Raw genomic sequence first — 17,500 nt, 5'->3', positions numbered from 1 at the left:
CCAGGGACCGATCGGACAGGGGCCAGGCAGGTGGGTGCGCACGAGGTGGCGGTGCGGTGGGCCGACGCGCTCGACGGCGTCGTGGCACCCACGCTCACCCGAACCCAGATCGAGGCCCTGCTGGCCGGGCTGAGCGAGCAGCTGCTGGCCGCGTTGCGCGGACAGGCCGGCATCGAATCGGCCCGCGTCGCGTCCTCGGCGCTGGTGGCGGCGAACTACCGCGACGAGGCCGCGGTGAGCCGCACGGTCTCGGTGATCTGCCGCGACATGGTGGATGCGGTCTGCGCCGAGCCCGAGCCGGATCCGGTCCTGGTGCGCGAGCGCGCGATCGAGGTCGCCGCGGAGTTCGCGGCCGGATTCACCGCGGCGTTGCGCACCGCGGCGCTGGCCGAGCAGGAGACCACGCTGGCCGCGGCGCTGACGGCGGTGCGGGAGGCGCAGGCGCAGCGGCAGCTGTCCGAGGCCCGGTTCGCGGCCATCTTCGCGGGCGCCTCGGTCGGCATCGGCACCATCGACGCGGCCACCGGACGGGTGGTCGACGTGAACGCCGCGATGGCCGAGATGCTGGGCGCGCCAGTGGATGCCATCACCGGGCAGTTGGTCGCCGACGTGCTCGGGCCGATCAATATCGGCACGGCCTACCAGCAGTTCAGGCAGTTGCTCGCGGGCGGGACCGATCGATTCCGGCTCGAGACCGGCCACGCCCACCCCGACGGCCACCGCACCACCATCGACCTGTCGATGTCCGCGGTGCGCGACACCGCCGGACAGGCGCGCTTCCTGATCGGCGTCGCGGTGGACATCACCGAGCGCAAGGCGCTGTCGGATCAGCTGTGGCACGACGCCCATCACGACAATCTCACCGGCCTGGCCAATCGCGTGCTGTTCTTCGATCGGCTCGCGCACGCCGCCCCGCCGATCGGGCTGTGCTACCTGGACTTGGACGGGTTCAAGGAGGTCAACGACGATTACGGCCACACGGTGGGCGACCAGGTGCTGACCACGGTGGCGCAGCGCCTGCGGACGGCCGCCGAACCCGGCGGGCTGGCCGCGCGCCTGGGCGGCGACGAATTCATCGTCATGGTCGAGCACTGCCCGGGCCAAGCACAGCTCAGCACCCTGTCCGACGGCCTGGTTGCGGCCATAACCGAGCCGATAGTCGTTGCCGGACACACGATTTCGATCGGCACATCGATCGGCACCACCCTGGTCACCGAACATCCCGACGCCATCGATGATCTGATGCACACCGTCGATACGGCCATGTACCGCAACAAGTCCGCGCGGTCGCGCCCCGGGTTCCACACCGGGCAGAGCCGGTGATCTCCCTCAGCGTGCGACCGTGCCGCCGCCCAGCCCGGCCAGCGTGAGCTCCGCGCGCGTGGGCAGCCCCTCCCAATCCCCCTCGCTGCCCACGCAGATCGCGGCGACGGCCGCGGCACGATGCATCCGGTCGGTCTCCTCCAGGCCATCGAGCACCGCCGACAGATAGCCCGCGACGAAGGCATCGCCGGCGCCGACGGGGTCGGCGACCCGAACCGGCAGGGCGGGCTGCCGTAGCACCGAAATACCGGGGATGGCGACTGCCGAACCGAGCGAGCCGGCCGACCCGCGCGCGGACACACCGACCGATATGGCCCCCCGCGCGCCGTCGGTCAGCACGATCCGCGCCGGCCCCTCGTCCAGCAGCGTGGCGGCCGCGGCGACGGGATCGGCGAGCGGTCCGTCGGTGACGAGTCCGAGTTCATCCACACTGGCGAAGACGATGTCGGCGAGCCGGGCCACTGCCGAAAGCTGCTCTCGCGCCGCTGCTTCGGTCCACAGCCGCGAGCGATAGTTGACGTCGAAGCTGACCATGACGTCGGCGGCGCGCGCGGCCCGGACCGCAGTGCGGACCGCGGACGCGGCGGTGTCCGACAATGCGGGCGTGATACCGGTGATATGCAGAATGCCGTGCTGCGCAATGACTTCGGCATCGATGTCGTCCGGCGAGAGCCGCGATCCGGCCGAGCCCGCGCGGTAATAGTGCACTCGGCTCACATCGACTGTGCGCCGCTCCTTGATCATCAACCCGGTCGGCGCCTGCGCGTCGGCCCGCGCGAGCACCCGAACCCCCTGCCCGCGCAGCGCGGCCCGGACCGACTCGCCCAGCTCGTCGTCCCCCAGCCGCCCGATCCAGGTCGCCGGATGCCCCAGCCGCGCAATGCCGATCGCCACGGTCGCCTCGGCACCGGCCATCGACAGGTCGAGACTGCGCGCACCCCGCAGCGGCCCCGGTCGCGCCGAGCTCAGCGCCACCATCGTCTCGCCCAACGTCACCAGACCACTGCTCACGCGAATCTCCCTACTGCGGAATCGATATGGGTACGAGCCACCGCACACGCCCCAACGCTGCCGCAGCACGCAGCGCGACCTCGGCGCACATCCCCTGGCGTTGGCGGCCTGCTCCGGCACGAGCGCAATACCCATTGCGCCTTCGCGCGTGAGCTGCGTTCACTCATTCGGGTCTGCCGTCACAGCGACGAATTCGGCGGCCCGGGCGCGCAGGGCGGCCCATTCGCGTTCGCCCGCGTCCGCGCGCAGGGCGTCCCCCAGCAGCGGGCTCCCGACGCCGACGGCGAGGGCGCCGCGGTCCAGGTACTCCTTGGCCTCGGCCAAGCCGACGCCACCGACGGCGACCAGCGGAATCTCCGGTAGCGGGGCGCGCACGGACGCAACGAATTCCGGGCCGAGGGTGGCGGCGGGGAACAGTTTCACCGCCGTCGCCCCGGCCCGCCAGGCCGCGACGATCTCGGTGGGTGTGTACGCGCCGGGCAGTGAACCCAGCCCGGCCGCCGTCGCGGCGGCGACCACCTCCGGATCGAAGTTCGGCGCGACCACGAAACGCGCACCGGCATCGGCGGCCGCGGCGACCTCGGAGGCGGTCAGCACCGTCCCCACGCCCAGGCAGACCCGCGAGCCGGCTCGGTCGGCCAGCATCCGCACCGCGGGCAGCGACCCGGGGCTCGGCAGGGTGATCTCTAGGCAGCGCACGCCGCCCTCGATCAGCGCCAGCGCCGCCTCCACCAGCGGCGCGGGCTCCCGGGCCCGCAGAATCGCCACCAAACGGTGCTCGGTCAGGGCCTGCTCGAACGCGATCACCAGATCACCGCCATCCTTCCAACCATTCCGTTCACTCCCACTCTGCCGACCGATCGGGCCGCCGCACCACCGATACGACAAAAAATGTGCCCCCGAGCGCAGCAGACGCTCAGCCCCGAACGTCCGACCGGGCCGCTGGATTCCGGTCCAGTGCGCATCGCCGAGCCGGTTCGGCGGCGATGCGCTGCAGCTGGGTAACCAGTGAGAATGTCGTTTCCGGCACGAACCCGCGCGCCGATGGCGATAGCGGCATTGCCGTCGCTGATCTGGCCCGCCGGACGTCATCCCGGTCCAGCCTATGATCTGCGGGTAACTCGGAGGTAACCCAATTTCGGAGCGGAGTATTCGATGATCGCGCTGAGCGGGACCGCAGGCGATGTGGAGCGGGCCGCGGACCTGCTGGGCGTCTTCGCCTTCGCCGTCTCCGGCGCGCTGCTGGCGGTGCGCAAGAATTACGATCTGGTGGGCATCGCAGTGCTGGCCTGCGCGACCGCATTCGGCGGCGGGGTGGTGCGCGATCTGGTGATCGGCCAGAGCCCGCCACTGGCGTTCACCGATCCCTGGTATCTCGGTCTGCCGCTGCTGGCCGCCGTCATCATCTTCTTCTGGCATCCGCCGCGCCGGCTCGTCGCGCGACCGCTCGATGTCGCCGATGCCCTCGGCCTGGGCGTGTTCAGCGTCACCGGCGCGGTCGCGGCGTATCAGCACGGCCTGGCCACGGTGCCCTCGGCGCTGCTGGGCGTGGTCACCGCGGTCGGCGGCGGGCTCATCCGCGACGTGCTGGCCGGGGTCCAGCCCAGCGTGCTGCGGCCCGATCAGGAGATCTATGCCATGCCCGCGCTTTTCGGCGCGAGCGTGGCGGCCGCACTGCTGCACTTCGGGGCGTTCACCGCCTGGACCGGCGCGCTGGCATCGGCGAGCGCATTCGTATTCCGCCTGCTCGCACTGCATTTCCACTGGCACGCGCCGCGGGCGCGCCGTCGTTGAGGCGCGGCGCGGCCGCTCACCCGCGGTGCAGCCAGGTATCGAAGAACTGCAGGCGGGCCGACGCCTCGAACTTCACGTCCGATACCGCGTGCGATACCCCGATGGCCTGGGACAGCTCGATGGTCGGGATCCACAGGCCGTTGCCGAGCACCGATTGCTGTGCCCGGCCGATCAATTGGGCACGCTCGGCCGGGTCCGTGGTCCGCAGTTCACCGGACAGCGCATCGTCCAGCTCCGGAATCGGCCCGCGCACATTGAGGTTCTGGCCGCCCAGGCCGAAGTTGGTGCGCAGAATATCGCCGTCGGCACGGGTGATGTTGTAGTAGACCGCATCGAAATCCTTGCTGTTCTGCCGCGCGGTGTATTCCGCGTCCGCGGCAGGCTCGAGCCGGATATCGATGCCGACCGTGCGCAACTGCTGCTGAATCAGCTCCAGGATCGCCTGATTCCCGGCGAAGGCGTGGCTGAACAGCACGCCGAACGACAGGCGCACACCGTCCTTGACGCGGATGCCGTCCCCGCCGGGCGCCCAGCCCGCCCGGTCCAGCAGCTGCCGCGCGGCGTCCGGCGCGTAGCGCAGATGGCTCGAAAGGTCCACGTATCCAGGGGTTTTCGAGGCCAGCACCCCCTCGGCGGGCTTGAACTGCGGTCCGAGCACGGTATCGACCAGTTCCTGCCGGTTGATCGCGGGCAGCAGCGCCGCGCGCACCGCGGGATCACGCAGCGGGCCGCGGGTCAGATTGGGCTGAATCCCGAAGGGCACACCGGGATTCGAGGTGACCTGGACCCGGCCCCCGGATGCCTCGATCTGCGGTGCGTCCTGCGGCAGCGCATCGCTCACCGCATCGAGTTGCCCGGAGGACAGGCTGCCGGTGCGCACCCCGGATTCCGGGACGACGGTGAATTCGATCCGGTCCAGATACGCCGCGCCGCGGTGCGCGAATACCGCCGAGCCCCACGCGTATCCGGCGCGCTTGACCAGTGTGGCCGAGGCGCCCTGGCGGTAGGCGGCATAGCTGAACGGCCCGCTGCCGATGTCGTCTCCCCCGCACCGCTGGTCGGCCGGCTTCGCGGTCGTGGCGTCGGCGAGGATGCCGAGCTGCGGCGTCGAGACCGCCTGCAGGAACTGCGCGTTGGGGCTGTCGAAGCTCACCTGCGCGGTGAGCGGATCCGGCGCGCTCGTGCCGGTGTAACCGGCCAGGTAGCTGGCCGCCAGCGGGGCCTTGGCACCGGTGAGCGTGTGCACGATGGCATCGAAGGTATTCCGCACCGACGTTGCGGTCAGTGCGGTGCCGTCGCTGAAGGTGACCCCGGGGCGCAGGTGGAACGTGAAGGTTCGCGCGTCGGGGCTCACCTGCCAGCTCTGCGCCAGCCATGGCACGATCGCCCCGGTCGCCGGGTCCTGATCGGTCAGTGAATCGACGATCTGCCGTGTCACATACAACGTTTGGTTGGTCGCGGACTGCGCGGGATCCGAGCAGGTCGGCGCGAGCGACAGGCCGTAGCGCAGCGTGCCGCCCGGCCGCGGCGGCCCAGCCGGAGCATTGGTTCCGGCGCCTGTGCCGCAGGCCGAGAGCACGAATGCCGTTGCGAGAACGCCCAGTAGCGCGATCGCGGCCCTCATGCCGACCGCTTCGGCAGTCCGGGCGGATTGATGCGGCTCTGCTGCACGGCCTCGGTGCCCAGACCCCAGCGGTCCAGCACCTTGCGGTACAGCCCGTGCGCGATCGCGTACTGCAGCGCCCGATTTACGGGCCCGATAAGGCCGTTGTCCTTCCTGGTGAGCACCGCGATCTCAGCCTGCAGCGCGGTTCCGGCGCCGGAGAAGGTCGCCACGATCTTCGTCTGCCCGGAGGTGGCGACGTGATAGGTCGCGGTCGGGTTGGGACCCAGCATCCCGTCCAGGCGGTGCGAGGCGAGCGCGAGATAGTAGTCGGCGGTCTTCTGGTAGTAGGCGATATCGATCTTCGGCAGGCCCTCGGCCCGGTTCTGCTGATCCCACTGCACCAGCAGCTGTTCCTGGTTGGTGCCGCTGCCGACTCCGATTCGCCTGCCCGCCAGCGATTTACGGTCGGCGTACCGCCAGGTGCTGTCCTTGGGCACCTCGAGGGCCAGGTTGTCGAGGCGATAGGTGGCGAAGTCGTATTTCTCCTTGCGCTCCTCGGTCACGGTGACGTTGGAGACGAACGCGTCGACCGCGCCGGAGTCGACCGCCACGAAGTTCTGGGCCCAATCCGCGGTCCGCGCCTCGAGTTTCAGCCCGAGGATGTCGGCGACGAGCGCGGCGACATCGACCTCGGATCCGATGACCGTGCGGTCGTCGGTGGCGTAGAACCGCAGCGGCGCACCACTGTCGGCGGACCCGGTGACGATCAGGGTGCCGCGGTTGCGGAGGGCCGCGGGCACCTGCGCGGCGATCGAATCGACCTTGTCCGCGCGCACCCGGGTGCTCTGCTGCGGCGACAGGTCGAAGCTCTGCCCGTTCACGCTGCGCACCTCGTTGCCGGGCTCGGACCCGGCGCCGCAGGCGCCGGCGACCAGCGCCAGGGTGGTGAGCGCGGCGGTCAGCACGACCGCCCGCCGGGCGCGCGCGGCGCGGAATACTGTCAGGGGTCTCATGGCTCGTCGAACCTCCATCGGTCCTGGCGGTAGCACCCCTGCGCGCGGACATCCACGGCGGCCGGGTTGCTGCGACGTCGTGGAGCCAGGTCTCTCGGTCGCTCTGGATGGGCAGTTCGACGCTAGGCGAATCACCGTGCGGGGTCTGCATTCTCGATCGCGGTGAATCGAATGCTTGCCGCCGCCGACCGGAACGCCGGTCGCCGCCGTTCCGGGAGGGTTAGCATGTGGAGAAGAACTCCGTTTCCGCAGATCCCTGGAGGGCGCCATGAACGCACCGACACGGCCGATGCGCGCGGACGCGCGGCGCAATTACGAGCGCATCCTCGAATGCGCTCGTCAGGCGTTCACCGACTGCGGACCCGAGGCTCCCCTGGACGAGATCGCCCGCCGCGCCGGGGTCGGCCCCGGCACGCTGTACCGCCACTTCCCCCACCGTGAGGCCCTGCTCGAGGCCGTCTACCGATCCAGCATCGAGGACCTGAGCCGCCGCGCCGACGAACTGATCGAGAGCTGCTCACCGCTGGACGCGCTACAGCGGTGGATGACCGCACAGGTCGAGTTCATCATGAACCGGCGGGGGCTGGCGCTCACGCTCAAGGCCGCGCTGGATCCGAACTCGGAGACCTTCCACCTGTGCCACACCATGGCGCTCGAGGCCGCGGCCCGGGTCCTGGGACCGGCCCAGCGGGACGGACTGGTGCGCTCGGATATCGAACCCCGCGACCTGATCCGCCTCGGCCGCGGCATCGGCGTCGCCTGCGAAAGCGCCCCGGAGGCGGCCGAACGCCTGCTGTCCGTCGCCTGCGCGGGCCTGCGGGCCGGACCGCCCGCGACGAACGGGTAGGGGTCCGGGCTACGGGTCGAGCGCGAGCTCGTAGTCACGGCAGCGCGCGGTCAGGTCCAGTCCCGCGGTAGCCAGGGCCGCGCGGATGCGCGGGTCGTCGTCCTCGAATACGCGCAGCACCAGTGCCTGGGGAACCTGGTCGTGCAGCTCGGTGATGACCGCGCCGATCAGCGCCGCCAGCGCGTCGGACTCGACGTCGCGATACGAAAAGCCCTCCCCCGCATTGATATACGCCTCGCTGCCGGTGACCGAGGTCGCCACGCTGGCGATCGGCTCCACGGCGCCGGGACTCAGCAGCGCCACCACCAGCGCCTGTCCCGACGGCTCGGTGGATTCGGCCAGGGCGTGCAGCACGCAGTCGACCGGATCGCCGAACGCCAGCGCGCTCGGGGCCTGCCAGGTGCGCGGTTCGGCGGTCCACATCCGCGCGTACTCGCCGACCGCGACCGCGCCCAGCTCGGCAGCCGCGCGCCCCTCCGGACCGACATCGGTACCGTGCCACTGCAATACCCGGTATCCCAGCGCACGCGCCTGCCGCGCGGCTCCCGCCAGCAGCGCCCGCACGACCGCCTCCTCGGCATCGGTCGCGGGCTCGAAATCGTAGTGCCCCACCTGGATTCGGCGCAGGTACCGGGAGGCGAACACCGGCTCGGCCACCGCGCGGGCGGCTGCGCCTGTTGGTCGCTCGCTGCGCTCGCTCCTGCCGCCGGACAGTTCGACCCAGCCGAGCAGCTCGCCGCCGCGCCGCGCGGCCAGGACCCCGAGCCGCTCCGGGCCGCGCTCGACCGGCCCGAGGACATCATCCTCGAGAACGGCCAGGCCCGCCGCGCCCGCCAACTCGCTCGCCAGACGCAGACCGGTTCCCGGATGCCGATCCCATTCGAGCACCAAGTCCATATCCGCACACTAGCCACGAAATTTGCCAATGGATTACTTGACACGGTACGCGCCGCCGAGACCCGCCGGTGTTCGGATTGCAATTACGTCTATTTGGGGCAGAACATGCCCAGGTCGGTGCTACGGTGAGTGGTCAAAAATTGATTGCCAGCCGATAACTGAAGGAATGGTCCCGGCGGCCCCAGCAAGGAGAACCCTCGATGACCAGCTCACCGTGTTTCGGCCGCGCCCACATCGTGGCAGCGATGGCCGCAATCGGTTTCCTGTGCGCATCCGCCCCGGCTCTCGCCGCGCCGATCCCCCTCGGCGATCACCCTGCCGCCGCGGCCAATCTGGTCGCGAATGCCGACTTCCACAGCGGGCTCGCTGCCTGGAACAAGCACATCTACAACGCGAACGTGGGCGGCAACGGCGCGAGCGTGCACAACAACGGCTACGTCGGACAGGATGTCCCGGTGACCAAGGGCGCCGGGTACACCTTCTCGGTGCGGGCCGGCGCGAGCCCGGGCGGATCGGTGCTGGCCCTGGCCCTGGATTCCGGCACCGGCGTGGCCTACGTCAGCCAGAGCGTGTCCGCACCGACGACCGTGTCGCGGACCTTCACCGCCACGGGCCCGATCGTGTACATCGCCTGCCAGGGCTCGGGCAGCGGCGGCTGGTGCAACAACTTCAGCCTGGTAGCCGCACCCGACGTGGCGGGCACCGGTTCATCCGGGTCGGGCAGCTCGAGCATGGACAGCGGATCGGCCGGATCTCGCTGATCGGCTCGCCTGCCATCCGGTGTGACACCGGACGGCAGGCGCCCGAAAGGCCTAGCGCCCGACCATATCCAGCACGGCCAGGTGGCTGAACAGCACCGAGGCCCCGATCGGGTTTCCGCCGCCCGGATACACCGTCCCGCTCACCGCCGCCATGCTGTTTCCGGCGGCGTACAGCCCCGCGATCGGCGCGCCGGAGGTGTCGAGCACCCGCGCCGCGGTGTCGGTGCGCAGTCCGCCCTTGGTGCCCAGATCCGAGATCCCGAAGGCCGCCGCGTGATACGGCCCGTCCCCGAGCGGCACCAGCGGCGATTCCCCGTTCGTGAACGCCCGATCGTAGGCCTCGTCGCCGCGGCCGAAGTCCTCGTCCGTGCCCCGGGCCGCCAGCTCGTTGAAGCGGGCGACCGTCGCGGTCAGCGCGGCGCCCGGCACCCCGATCTTCTCGGCCAGTTCCTCCAGGGTCTGTCCGGTGTGCCACAGACCTGCGGCCGCATACTTCTCCGGCTCGACCATCGGCACGTTGGTCGCCTGCACGGGCGGCACCGCGCCGGTGCTGTTGTCGTAGATCATCCAGAACGGCAATGTCGTTGCGCCGCTGTCCATCTGCTCGATGATCGCGCGACCCAGCCGGTCGTACGGCGCGGACTCGTTGACGAACCGCACGCCGTCCTGATTGACGAACAGGCCGCCGGTGAACCAGAGCGCGAATGCCGCGCGCCCGTCCGGGTGGATCATTCCCGGGGACCACCACGCCTGGTCCATCAGGTCGACATCCGCCCCGACCGCCAGGGCGGCCTCGAGCGTCTTGCCGACATTGCCCCACGGCCCCATCGTGTCCCGCGCGACGCCCGGCACCCCGTATCGACTCCGAAGCTCGTCGTTGCCCTCGAAACCGCCGGCGGCCAGCACCACACCCCGGCGGGTCCGGATGGCGATGCGCTGCCGCTCACGCTCCACCACGGCGCCAACCACGGCGCCGTCCTCGACGACCAGTTCGACCAGCGCCGTGTTCAGGTGCAGGGAGGCATTCGGGTAGGCGGACAACGCCTTCAGGAATCGGCCGATCAGTGCGCGGCCGCCGATGAGCAGCTCGGGCGGTTCCTCGCCGAGGCGATCGGTGGCCAGGGGGCCGCGGATCGACTCACCGAGGGCGCCGGCTTCGGCCACGGGCAGCGGGGTGGGGATGATGTGCCGGTTCCCGTCCAGCCGGGCCTTGGGCGCCTTGCCGAAGTAGTCCGGCCACGGGAAGACCTCGAAGGAGAAGCTGCCGTCGCGCTCGAGGTATTCGATCACGTCCGCGCCCCGGCGCACATAGGTTTCCTGCAGCTCAGCGGGGGTCCGATCGCCGACGACCGCGCGGTAGTAGGTCAGCGCGTCCTCGGGAGTGTCCTCGATGCCCGCGCGCCGCAGCACCGGGTTGCACGGGAACCACACCCCGCCGCCGCCGGACAGCGACGTCGTGCCGCCGAATTTGTCCGTCGCCTCCACGACCGCGACGCGCAGCCCTTCCCGCGCGGCCGTATAGGCGCCGCACAGGCCGCCGCCCGACCCGGCGACCAGCACATCGACTTCTTCGTCCCACTTCACTACGCACCACTTCCGCCGAACAGCTTTTTCTCGACGGTAGGGCGCGGACCACGGGCGCGTCCCCCGCTCGTCCCGATGATCGGAACGCGCCGCGGCGGGATCCGATCGCCGGCGGTCGCGTACAGCTCGCGCGCCGGGCGGCCACCGGCTCCTGGGCCCGAACACAGAGCGGGTGCGCGAGGTCGACGCCCGTCACCGCCCGCCCATGGCCAATTCGGTGGCCACCGCGCGGCATACAAAGGCCGGGTTAATGCACGACTCCAGCACGGACGATGGCCAATAAGCGGTCGGCCTGTGCGTCGTCCGCCGCCGCCCGGCCGATTCCGTTGGCCGAGGCAAGCAGATCGGCGACGTCCAGGTCGGCCCTGATCGCGCGGGCGTCCTGGGCACGGCGTAGCAGCTCGGCGGCCGCGGTGTGCATCGTGGCATGCCAATCCCGGTAGAGCGCGGACCGATCGCCCGCCTCGTCATCCGGAATGGCAAGGGGGAGTTCGCTCTTGGTGGACACATGGGCGATGAACGCCCGCAGCCAGGCGAACAGCGCATCGGCGGGCGAGGGGTCGGCGAGCAGGGCGCGGCCCAGCTCGCCCAGAGCGGCGACCTCCTCGGCATAGACAGCGATGACCATGTCGCGGCGGGTGGGGAAATGGCGGTACATCGTCGCGTTGCCGACCCCGGCGCGCCGGGCGATCTCGTCCAGCGGGGCGGTCACGCCGAGCTCCTCGAACACCTCCTTCGCGGCCGCGAGCACCCGCTCGTAGTTGCGGCGCGCGTCGGCGCGGCGCGGTCGGTCGGCCATAATTCTCCTTGCGAACTGGGGAGCTCCCCGGTTAGTCTAACGGCAGATAAACGGGGAGCTCCCCACTTACACCGGAGGCTTGGATGCTCGACATCACCGCGGCGGATCGGATCGCGATTCACGAAGCGATCTCGCTGCACGGACACATCGCCGACGACCGCGACTGGGATCGGTGGGGCGAGTTGTACACCGACGACCTGGTACTGGACCTGGAAGACTTCGGGCTCGGCACCACCCACGGCCTCGCGGCGCTGGAGAAGATGGCCCGAGACAACCAGGACGATCCGGCCCAGCCGCTGGGACATCACGTCACCAACACCGTGCTGATCGCACAGGAGGGCGACCGGGTGCGAGCGCGGTCCAAGGGGCTGGCGGTCAACGCCGACGGCACCAGCGGGACGGTCGTCTACGAGGACACGCTCCGCCGGGAATCGAATGGGTGGCGCATCTGCCAGCGAAAGGTCCTGGCACGCCGCGCACCCGGCCCGGCGTAGGCGGGCACCGACCGCTCGCCGCCGTAATCCCAGCGTGCTCGTGGCCGGGATCCATCGTGCGCCAGCAGATTCCGGCCCACGCATGCCGGAACGACAGTGGCGGCACGCCGGAACAGCGGTGAGTTCCTCAGGCTTTGGGCTGCACGGTCGGCGACTGCGGTGACACCGCCTCGGGCTGCCGGCCCGGGGCGGCCGCGGCCGCCCGTTCGCGCTCGAAGGTGAGCAGCAGATCCGCTGCCACCCCGACCGCGATCGTCGCGGGCTCCTTGCCGGTGATCTCGGGGAGTCCGATGGGGGTGCGGATGCGGGCGACGGCCTCGGGGGCGTGACCGCCCTCGGTCTGCAGGCGGCGGCGGAAGCGCGACCATTTGGCCGACGAGCCGATCAGCCCGATCGAGCCGAAATCGCCGCCGCGCAGCGCGGCATCGCACAGCGCGGCGTCCTCGGCGTGGTCGTGGGTCATGATCAGCAGGTGCGTACCGGACGGCAATTCCGCGAGAACCTGTTCGGGCAGCATCGGCACCTGATGCACATGCACCTGCGCGGTCGCGTCGGCAAGCACCGCGAGGCGCTCGTCGCTGAGCACGTCGGGTCGGGTGTCGATCAGGTGCAGGTCCAGGTCCTGGCGGGCCAGGATGCGCGCCAACTCCAACCCGACGTGCCCCACCCCGAAGATCGCGACCGCGGGCACCACCGGCAGCGGCTCGAGCAGCACCGCGACCGTGCCGCCGCAGCACTGCACGCCGTGCGCGTTGATCACCTTGTCGTTGAGCGCGAAATCCATCAGCTCCGGCTCCGGATCGGGCGCGGCCAGCAGCTCGCGGGCCCGGTCGATCGCGACCGCTTCTACATTGCCCCCACCGATCGAGCCCCACGTCCGCGACTGTCCCACAACGAGTTTCGCGCCCGCGCGACGCGGTGCATGCCCGCGCACCGCCGCGACGGTCACCAGCACGCCGGGCTCCCGGCGGGCGCGCAACCCCGCGACCGCGGCGATCCAGGTCAGCTCAGCCATGGCCGGGAACCCCTGCGCCGGTGGGGTTGTCGTGCGCCGCGCCCGCGTCCGCGCGGCCGCCCGATCGGCCGTTGCCCGGCACGGTCGAGGGGTCGTCGTCCGGCCGCACACCGGCGACCCGGCCGTTACCGGAACGAACCTCGCCCGATCGACCGTTGCCGGCCGATCGGACGGAGTCTGCGACCGCGGGCGAAATCCCCTGTGCATCAATCAAGCTCGCGGCGGTTCCCTGCCGCGCCCGTTTGATGGCCCAGTACACCGCCTCGGGCGTGGCAGGGGCGCCCAGCTCCACGCTGCGCCCGGGCCGCCCGAAAGCCGCCGCGGCCGCACGCAATGCCTCGCGCACCGAGAACGCCAGCATCAGCGGCGGCTCCCCCACCGCCTTCGACCCGTATACCGCGCCCTCCTCGGTGGCGTTGGTCAGCAGCTCGACGTTGAACACCTCGGGCATCTCGGAGAAGCTCGGCAGCTTGTAGGTGCTCGCGGCCTGGGTCAGCAGCCGTCCGCGGCCCGGGCCGTCGCCGGTGTCCCAGCGCATGTCCTCGAGCGTGAGCCAGCCCGCGCCCTGCACGAAACCGCCCTCGATCTGGCCGATATCGATCAGCGGGGAGAGGCTGTCGCCCACGTCGTGCACGATGTCCACCCGGCGGATGCGGTAGGCGCCGGTGAAGCCGTCGACCTCGACCTCGCTGGCCGCCGCGCCGTAGGCGAAATACTTGAACGGCGAGCCCTGCATGGTCGCGGCATCCCAGTGCAGCCCCTCGGTCCGGTAGAAGCCGGCCGCGGACAGCTGCACCCGCTGCAGGTAGGCGGTGCGCACCAGATCGTCCCAGTCGAGGCCGGCGCCCGACGCACCCAGCGCCCGGGCGACCCCGTCGACGATCCGCACATCCGCCGCGCCGCAGCCCAGGCGGGTCGCGGCCACCTGCACCAGCCGCTCGCGCAACTGCTCGCAGGCGTTCTTGATCGCCGCGCCGTTCAGGTCCGCGCCCGAACTCGCCGCCGTGGCCGAGGTATTGGGCACCTTGTCGGTCCGGGTCGGGGCCAGGCGCACCTTGTGCAGCGGTATGCCGAGGGTCGTCGCGGCCACCTGCAGCATCTTGGTGTGCAGACCCTGCCCCATCTCGGTGCCGCCGTGATTGATCAGCACCGAGCCGTCCTTGTAGATCAGCACCAGCGCGCCGCCCTGATTGAAGGCCGTCAGGTTGAAGGAGATACCGAACTTGACCCCGGTAACCGCCAGTCCCCGTTTGGTATTCGGGTGCGCGGCGTTGAACGCCTCGATCTCGCGACGACGGTGCTCCAGCTCGCCGCTCTCGTGCACCTGCCGCCAGACCGTGTGGATCCGTTCGGGATTGCGTACCGGCTGCCCGTACGGGGTGGACTGCCCTGCGGTGTAGAAGTTGCGCCGGCGCAGCTCGGCCGGATCCAGGCCCAGCAGCGGGGCGCAGCGGCCCAGCAGATCCTCCATCACGAGCATGCCCTGCGGGCCGCCGAAACCACGGAAGGCGGTATTGGAGGTCTTGTTTGTCTTGGCAATGCGACCGGCGATGCGCGCGTTGGGAATCCAGTAGGTGTTGTCGATGTGGCACAGCGCACGGGCCAGCACCGGCTGGGACAGGTCCAGGCTCCAGCCGCCGTCGGCGGTGAGAGTCGCATCCAGCGCCTGCAACCGGCCCTGCGCGTCGAATCCGACCCGCCAGGAGGCGTGGAAGCCGTGCCGCTTGCCGGACATGGTCAGATCCTGGGTCCGGTTGAGCCGCAACCGGACCGGGCGTCCGGTGAGGCTGGCGCCCAGCGCCGCGATGGCCGCGAATCCGTGCGGCTGCATCTCCTTACCGCCGAATCCGCCGCCCATCCGCAGGCACTGCACGGTCACCTCGTGGTTGTGCAGGCCCAGCACGTGCGCGACGATCTCCTGGGTCTCGGACGGATGCTGGGTGCTGCTCTGCACGAAAACCTGTCCGGCCTCGTCGATCTGGGCCAGCGCGGCATGCGTCTCGAGATAGAAGTGCTCCTGATCGGAGAACTGGAATTCGCCGGTGAACACGTGCGCCGACTCGGCGAATCCGGCCGCCACGTCACCGCACCGCACCGTCGGCTGGGCGCCCTGAAAGCTCTGTGCCGCAATCGCATCCGCGATCGTGATGAGCGAGGGCAGTGGTTCGGTCTCGACCTCGACCGCGGCCGCGCCCAGCCGCGCCGCCTCCAGGGTCTCCCCGAGCACCCAGCACACCGCGTGCCCGAAGAACATGACCTCCTCGGTGGGGAACAGCGGCTCATCGTGCTTGACCCCGGCATCGTTGACGCCGGGGACATCCGCGGCGGTGAGCACCCGCACGACCCCGGGTACCGCCAGGGCCGGTCCGGTGCGCAGCGCCAGGATCCGCGCGTGTGCGTGCATGACCTGGACCGGGTAGGCGTGCAGCACGTCCTTGGTGCGATGCACCAGGTCGTCGGTGTAGAGCGCGGCGCCCGTGACGTGCAGGGCAGCGCTCTCGTGCGGAATCGGCAGGCCCACCGCGGGGCTCTCGGGCCGCTCGGAAAGAACACTCATGCCGACACCTCCTCGTGGGTCTGCGCGAACAGCTTGAGCAGGCTCTGCCCGAGCATCGCGCCGCGGTACTCGGCGCTGGCGCGGTGGTCGCTCATCGGGGTGCCCTCCCCCTCGAGCACCCGCGCGACCGCCTCGACGGTCTCGCGCGACCAGGGCAGACCGATCAACGCCGCCTCGGTCTCGTACGCGCGGATCGGGGTCGCGGCCACCCCGCCCAGCCCGATCCGAGCCGAGCGCACTACGCCGTCCCGGATGTCGAGCGCGAAAGCCACTGCGACACTGGATATATCGTCGAAACGCCGCTTGGCGATCTTGTGGAACCCCGTCACCGGCGCCAGCGGTCGCGGAATGCGGATCGCGCGGATCAGCTCGCCGGGGCGCAGCACGCTGCGCCGGTATCCGGTGAAGTACTCGGCCAGGGCGACCTCGCGCTCACCATCCGCGCCGCTCAACACGAGCGACGCGCCGAGCGCGAGCAACGCCGGCGGGGCGTCGCCGATCGGCGAGCCCGTGCCCAGGTTGCCGCCCAGCGTCGCGCCGTTGCGGATCAGCCGCGAGGCGAACTGCGGGAACAGCTCGGCCAGCAGCGGAACCGTCCCGCGCAGGCTCCGCTCGATCTCGGTGAGCGTCAGCGCGGCGCCGATCTCGATGCGATCCGGCTCGACCCGCAGGCCGCGCAGTTCGGGCAGCCGATCGATCGCGACGACGTACTCGGCGCGGCGGCCGCCGATGTTCACCTCCACACCCCAGTCGGTGCTGCCCGCGACGACCACGGCGTCCGGACGGGCGCGCAACAACTCCAGCGCCTCGGCCAGGGTGGCCGGGCGGGCGAAGGTCTGGCCGTCACGCTCCAGGACGGTCGGCACCGGCTCAGGCGGCGCACCCTCGCGGCGCTGCCCGAGCGGGTCGTCCGCCGCCGGGTCACCGAGTGCATAGGCGGCATCGCGGATCGGGCGATATCCGGTGCAGCGGCACAGGTTTCCACTCAGGGCGTGCAGGTCGAAGCCGTTCGGACCGTGCTCGGAGCCGTCGTCGTGCGCGCCGCCGGAGCCCGCCGACACCGAATCGGCCGCCCCCACCGCGGAACCGTTCGCGGCGCCGTCGAACCGCGCTGTGACGCCGTTCGCCGCCACGGATTCCATTGCGATGGAGAGCTGTTCATTGCGATCCGCGCGGTAGTACTCGGCGGCCATGCTGCAGATGAATCCCGGTGTGCAGTACCCGCATTGCGATCCGCCGCGCACCGCCATCTCGTACTGCACCGGATGCAGCGCCTTCGGTGTGCCCAGGCCCTCGGCGGTGACGATCTCCTGACCGTCCAGCGCCGCAACGGGAATCAGGCACGCATTGACCGCGACCCATTCGGTCGGGGTGGCGATGCCGGGGCGGGCCACCAGGACCGAGCAGGCGCCGCATTCCCCCTCGGCGCAGCCCTCCTTACTCCCGGTGAAACCCCACTGCCGCAGGAAATCCAGCACAGTTGTCGCCGGGGCGGCGGGAGATATCGGCATGCTCTCGCCATTGACCATGATCCGCGGCGCTACCATGGCAGGCCCTCTTTACACTGTCGATCGAATGGATGACGGATAACGACAATATCCATTTTAGGCGGCTTTCTACGTCGAGGCGCAGCGGCAAGAAATTGCCCGCGCAAATCGGTCTGCGACGGTGGCGATGCCGGCGTCCACGGCCCCGCGGGATCCGGGCGACGCACTAAACAGCGCGGTGACCAGGCAGTTCAGCAGCCGTGCGCGACGCGGCCGGGCACCCACACCATGCGGTGGGCGAGGCGGCGCAGG

At 70.6% G+C, this 17,500-nt stretch carries 15 protein-coding genes and 1 riboswitch; of the genes, 5 read left to right on the top strand and 10 right to left on the bottom strand.

All coding sequences use genetic code 11. The features are described from left to right. Window positions 1–30 precede the first annotated feature (30 nt). A complete protein-coding gene (locus KO481_RS34110) occupies window positions 31–1,323 on the top strand; it encodes a sensor domain-containing diguanylate cyclase (RefSeq protein ID WP_215922630.1) in 1,293 nt (430 codons plus the stop codon). Between the two features lie 6 nt (window positions 1,324–1,329). Here the strand turns inward: KO481_RS34110 and KO481_RS34105 are convergent, their stop codons facing one another. Further along, window positions 1,330–2,334, bottom strand: a complete 1,005-nt coding sequence (locus tag KO481_RS34105) for a sugar kinase (protein ID WP_308166876.1) — start codon at window positions 2,332–2,334, stop codon at window positions 1,330–1,332. 159 nt (window positions 2,335–2,493) lie between these two features. Next, a complete protein-coding gene (locus KO481_RS34100) occupies window positions 2,494–3,141 on the bottom strand; it encodes a bifunctional 4-hydroxy-2-oxoglutarate aldolase/2-dehydro-3-deoxy-phosphogluconate aldolase (RefSeq protein ID WP_215922628.1) in 648 nt (215 codons plus the stop codon). Window positions 3,142–3,489: 348 nt separating this feature from the next. Between KO481_RS34100 and KO481_RS34095 the strand changes: the two genes are divergently transcribed. Then, entirely contained in the window at window positions 3,490–4,128 is a 639-nt protein-coding gene (locus tag KO481_RS34095; protein ID WP_215922627.1) for a trimeric intracellular cation channel family protein, read from the top strand. Window positions 4,129–4,144: 16 nt separating this feature from the next. Here the strand turns inward: KO481_RS34095 and KO481_RS34090 are convergent, their stop codons facing one another. Together KO481_RS34090 and KO481_RS34085 are read right to left on the bottom strand one after the other, a co-directional pair. After that, the gene (locus KO481_RS34090) at window positions 4,145–5,752 is read right to left on the bottom strand and encodes an ABC transporter substrate-binding protein (protein ID WP_215922626.1); all 1,608 of its coding nucleotides are present in this window, start codon (window positions 5,750–5,752) and stop codon (window positions 4,145–4,147) included. Next, on the bottom strand, window positions 5,749–6,747 hold the full coding sequence (locus tag KO481_RS34085; RefSeq protein ID WP_215922625.1) for an ABC transporter substrate-binding protein: 999 nt from the start codon (window positions 6,745–6,747) through the stop codon (window positions 5,749–5,751). The genes KO481_RS34090 and KO481_RS34085 overlap by 4 nt, the downstream gene beginning before the upstream one ends. Before the next feature lie 11 nt (window positions 6,748–6,758). Further along, window positions 6,759–6,861: riboswitch (SAM riboswitch) on the bottom strand. Window positions 6,862–7,015: 154 nt separating this feature from the next. On the opposite strand from KO481_RS34085, the gene KO481_RS34080 reads away from it, so the two are divergent. Next, window positions 7,016–7,594, top strand: coding sequence for a TetR/AcrR family transcriptional regulator (locus KO481_RS34080; RefSeq protein ID WP_245401918.1), 579 nt, complete (start codon window positions 7,016–7,018; stop codon window positions 7,592–7,594). 9 nt (window positions 7,595–7,603) lie between these two features. On the opposite strand, the gene KO481_RS34075 is transcribed toward KO481_RS34080, so the two are convergent. Then, window positions 7,604–8,491 (bottom strand): hypothetical protein, encoded by an 888-nt coding sequence (locus KO481_RS34075; protein ID WP_215922624.1) that lies wholly within the window; start codon window positions 8,489–8,491, stop codon window positions 7,604–7,606. Between the two features lie 200 nt (window positions 8,492–8,691). Here KO481_RS34075 and KO481_RS34070 point away from each other — a divergent pair, with 200 nt between their 5' ends. Continuing rightward, window positions 8,692–9,252: a hypothetical protein gene (locus tag KO481_RS34070; protein WP_215922623.1), complete on the top strand. Its 561-nt coding sequence runs from the start codon at window positions 8,692–8,694 to the stop codon at window positions 9,250–9,252. 51 nt (window positions 9,253–9,303) lie between these two features. On the opposite strand, the gene KO481_RS34065 is transcribed toward KO481_RS34070, so the two are convergent. Together KO481_RS34065 and KO481_RS34060 are read right to left on the bottom strand one after the other, a co-directional pair. Further along, window positions 9,304–10,836 carry an FAD-binding protein gene (locus KO481_RS34065; protein ID WP_215922622.1) on the bottom strand — a complete coding sequence of 511 codons (1,533 nt, stop codon included), beginning with the start codon at window positions 10,834–10,836 and terminating at the stop codon, window positions 9,304–9,306. 247 nt (window positions 10,837–11,083) lie between these two features. After that, on the bottom strand, window positions 11,084–11,635 hold the full coding sequence (locus tag KO481_RS34060) for a TetR/AcrR family transcriptional regulator (RefSeq protein ID WP_215922621.1): 552 nt from the start codon (window positions 11,633–11,635) through the stop codon (window positions 11,084–11,086). Window positions 11,636–11,718: 83 nt separating this feature from the next. On the opposite strand from KO481_RS34060, the gene KO481_RS34055 reads away from it, so the two are divergent. Next, window positions 11,719–12,129 (top strand): nuclear transport factor 2 family protein, encoded by a 411-nt coding sequence (locus KO481_RS34055; protein ID WP_215922620.1) that lies wholly within the window; start codon window positions 11,719–11,721, stop codon window positions 12,127–12,129. 127 nt (window positions 12,130–12,256) lie between these two features. On the opposite strand, the gene xdhC is transcribed toward KO481_RS34055, so the two are convergent. The 3 genes from xdhC to KO481_RS34040 are packed head-to-tail and all read right to left on the bottom strand — an operon-like array spanning window position 12,257 to window position 17,248. After that, on the bottom strand, window positions 12,257–13,144 hold the full coding sequence (xdhC, locus tag KO481_RS34050) for a xanthine dehydrogenase accessory protein XdhC (protein WP_245401917.1): 888 nt from the start codon (window positions 13,142–13,144) through the stop codon (window positions 12,257–12,259). Beyond that, window positions 13,137–15,701 (bottom strand): xanthine dehydrogenase molybdopterin binding subunit, encoded by a 2,565-nt coding sequence (gene xdhB, locus KO481_RS34045; protein ID WP_245401916.1) that lies wholly within the window; start codon window positions 15,699–15,701, stop codon window positions 13,137–13,139. The genes xdhC and xdhB overlap by 8 nt, the downstream gene beginning before the upstream one ends. Further along, window positions 15,698–17,248: a xanthine dehydrogenase small subunit gene (locus KO481_RS34040; RefSeq protein ID WP_372452168.1), complete on the bottom strand. Its 1,551-nt coding sequence runs from the start codon at window positions 17,246–17,248 to the stop codon at window positions 15,698–15,700. Before KO481_RS34040 ends, xdhB begins: the two co-directional genes overlap by 4 nt. Between the last annotated feature and the right edge of the window lie 252 nt (window positions 17,249–17,500).

It is taken from the genome of Nocardia albiluteola, from assembly GCF_018860155.1.
GTDB lineage: Bacteria > Actinomycetota > Actinomycetes > Mycobacteriales > Mycobacteriaceae > Nocardia > Nocardia albiluteola.
This window is presented reverse-complemented; position numbering and strand designations above follow the sequence as displayed.

Coding starts and splice junctions, on each gene's coding strand:
- xdhC (WP_245401917.1), bottom strand. CDS start 13,144: ATGGCTGAGCTGACCTGGATCGCCGCGGTCGCGGGGTTGCGCGCCCGC.
- KO481_RS34090 (WP_215922626.1), bottom strand. CDS start 5,752: ATGAGGGCCGCGATCGCGCTACTGGGCGTTCTCGCAACGGCATTCGTG.
- KO481_RS34075 (WP_215922624.1), bottom strand. CDS start 8,491: ATGGACTTGGTGCTCGAATGGGATCGGCATCCGGGAACCGGTCTGCGT.
- KO481_RS34070 (WP_215922623.1), top strand. CDS start 8,692: ATGACCAGCTCACCGTGTTTCGGCCGCGCCCACATCGTGGCAGCGATG.
- KO481_RS34095 (WP_215922627.1), top strand. CDS start 3,490: ATGATCGCGCTGAGCGGGACCGCAGGCGATGTGGAGCGGGCCGCGGAC.
- KO481_RS34080 (WP_245401918.1), top strand. CDS start 7,016: ATGAACGCACCGACACGGCCGATGCGCGCGGACGCGCGGCGCAATTAC.
- KO481_RS34060 (WP_215922621.1), bottom strand. CDS start 11,635: ATGGCCGACCGACCGCGCCGCGCCGACGCGCGCCGCAACTACGAGCGG.
- KO481_RS34040 (WP_372452168.1), bottom strand. CDS start 17,248: ATGGTAGCGCCGCGGATCATGGTCAATGGCGAGAGCATGCCGATATCT.
- KO481_RS34055 (WP_215922620.1), top strand. CDS start 11,719: ATGCTCGACATCACCGCGGCGGATCGGATCGCGATTCACGAAGCGATC.
- xdhB (WP_245401916.1), bottom strand. CDS start 15,701: ATGAGTGTTCTTTCCGAGCGGCCCGAGAGCCCCGCGGTGGGCCTGCCG.
- KO481_RS34085 (WP_215922625.1), bottom strand. CDS start 6,747: ATGAGACCCCTGACAGTATTCCGCGCCGCGCGCGCCCGGCGGGCGGTC.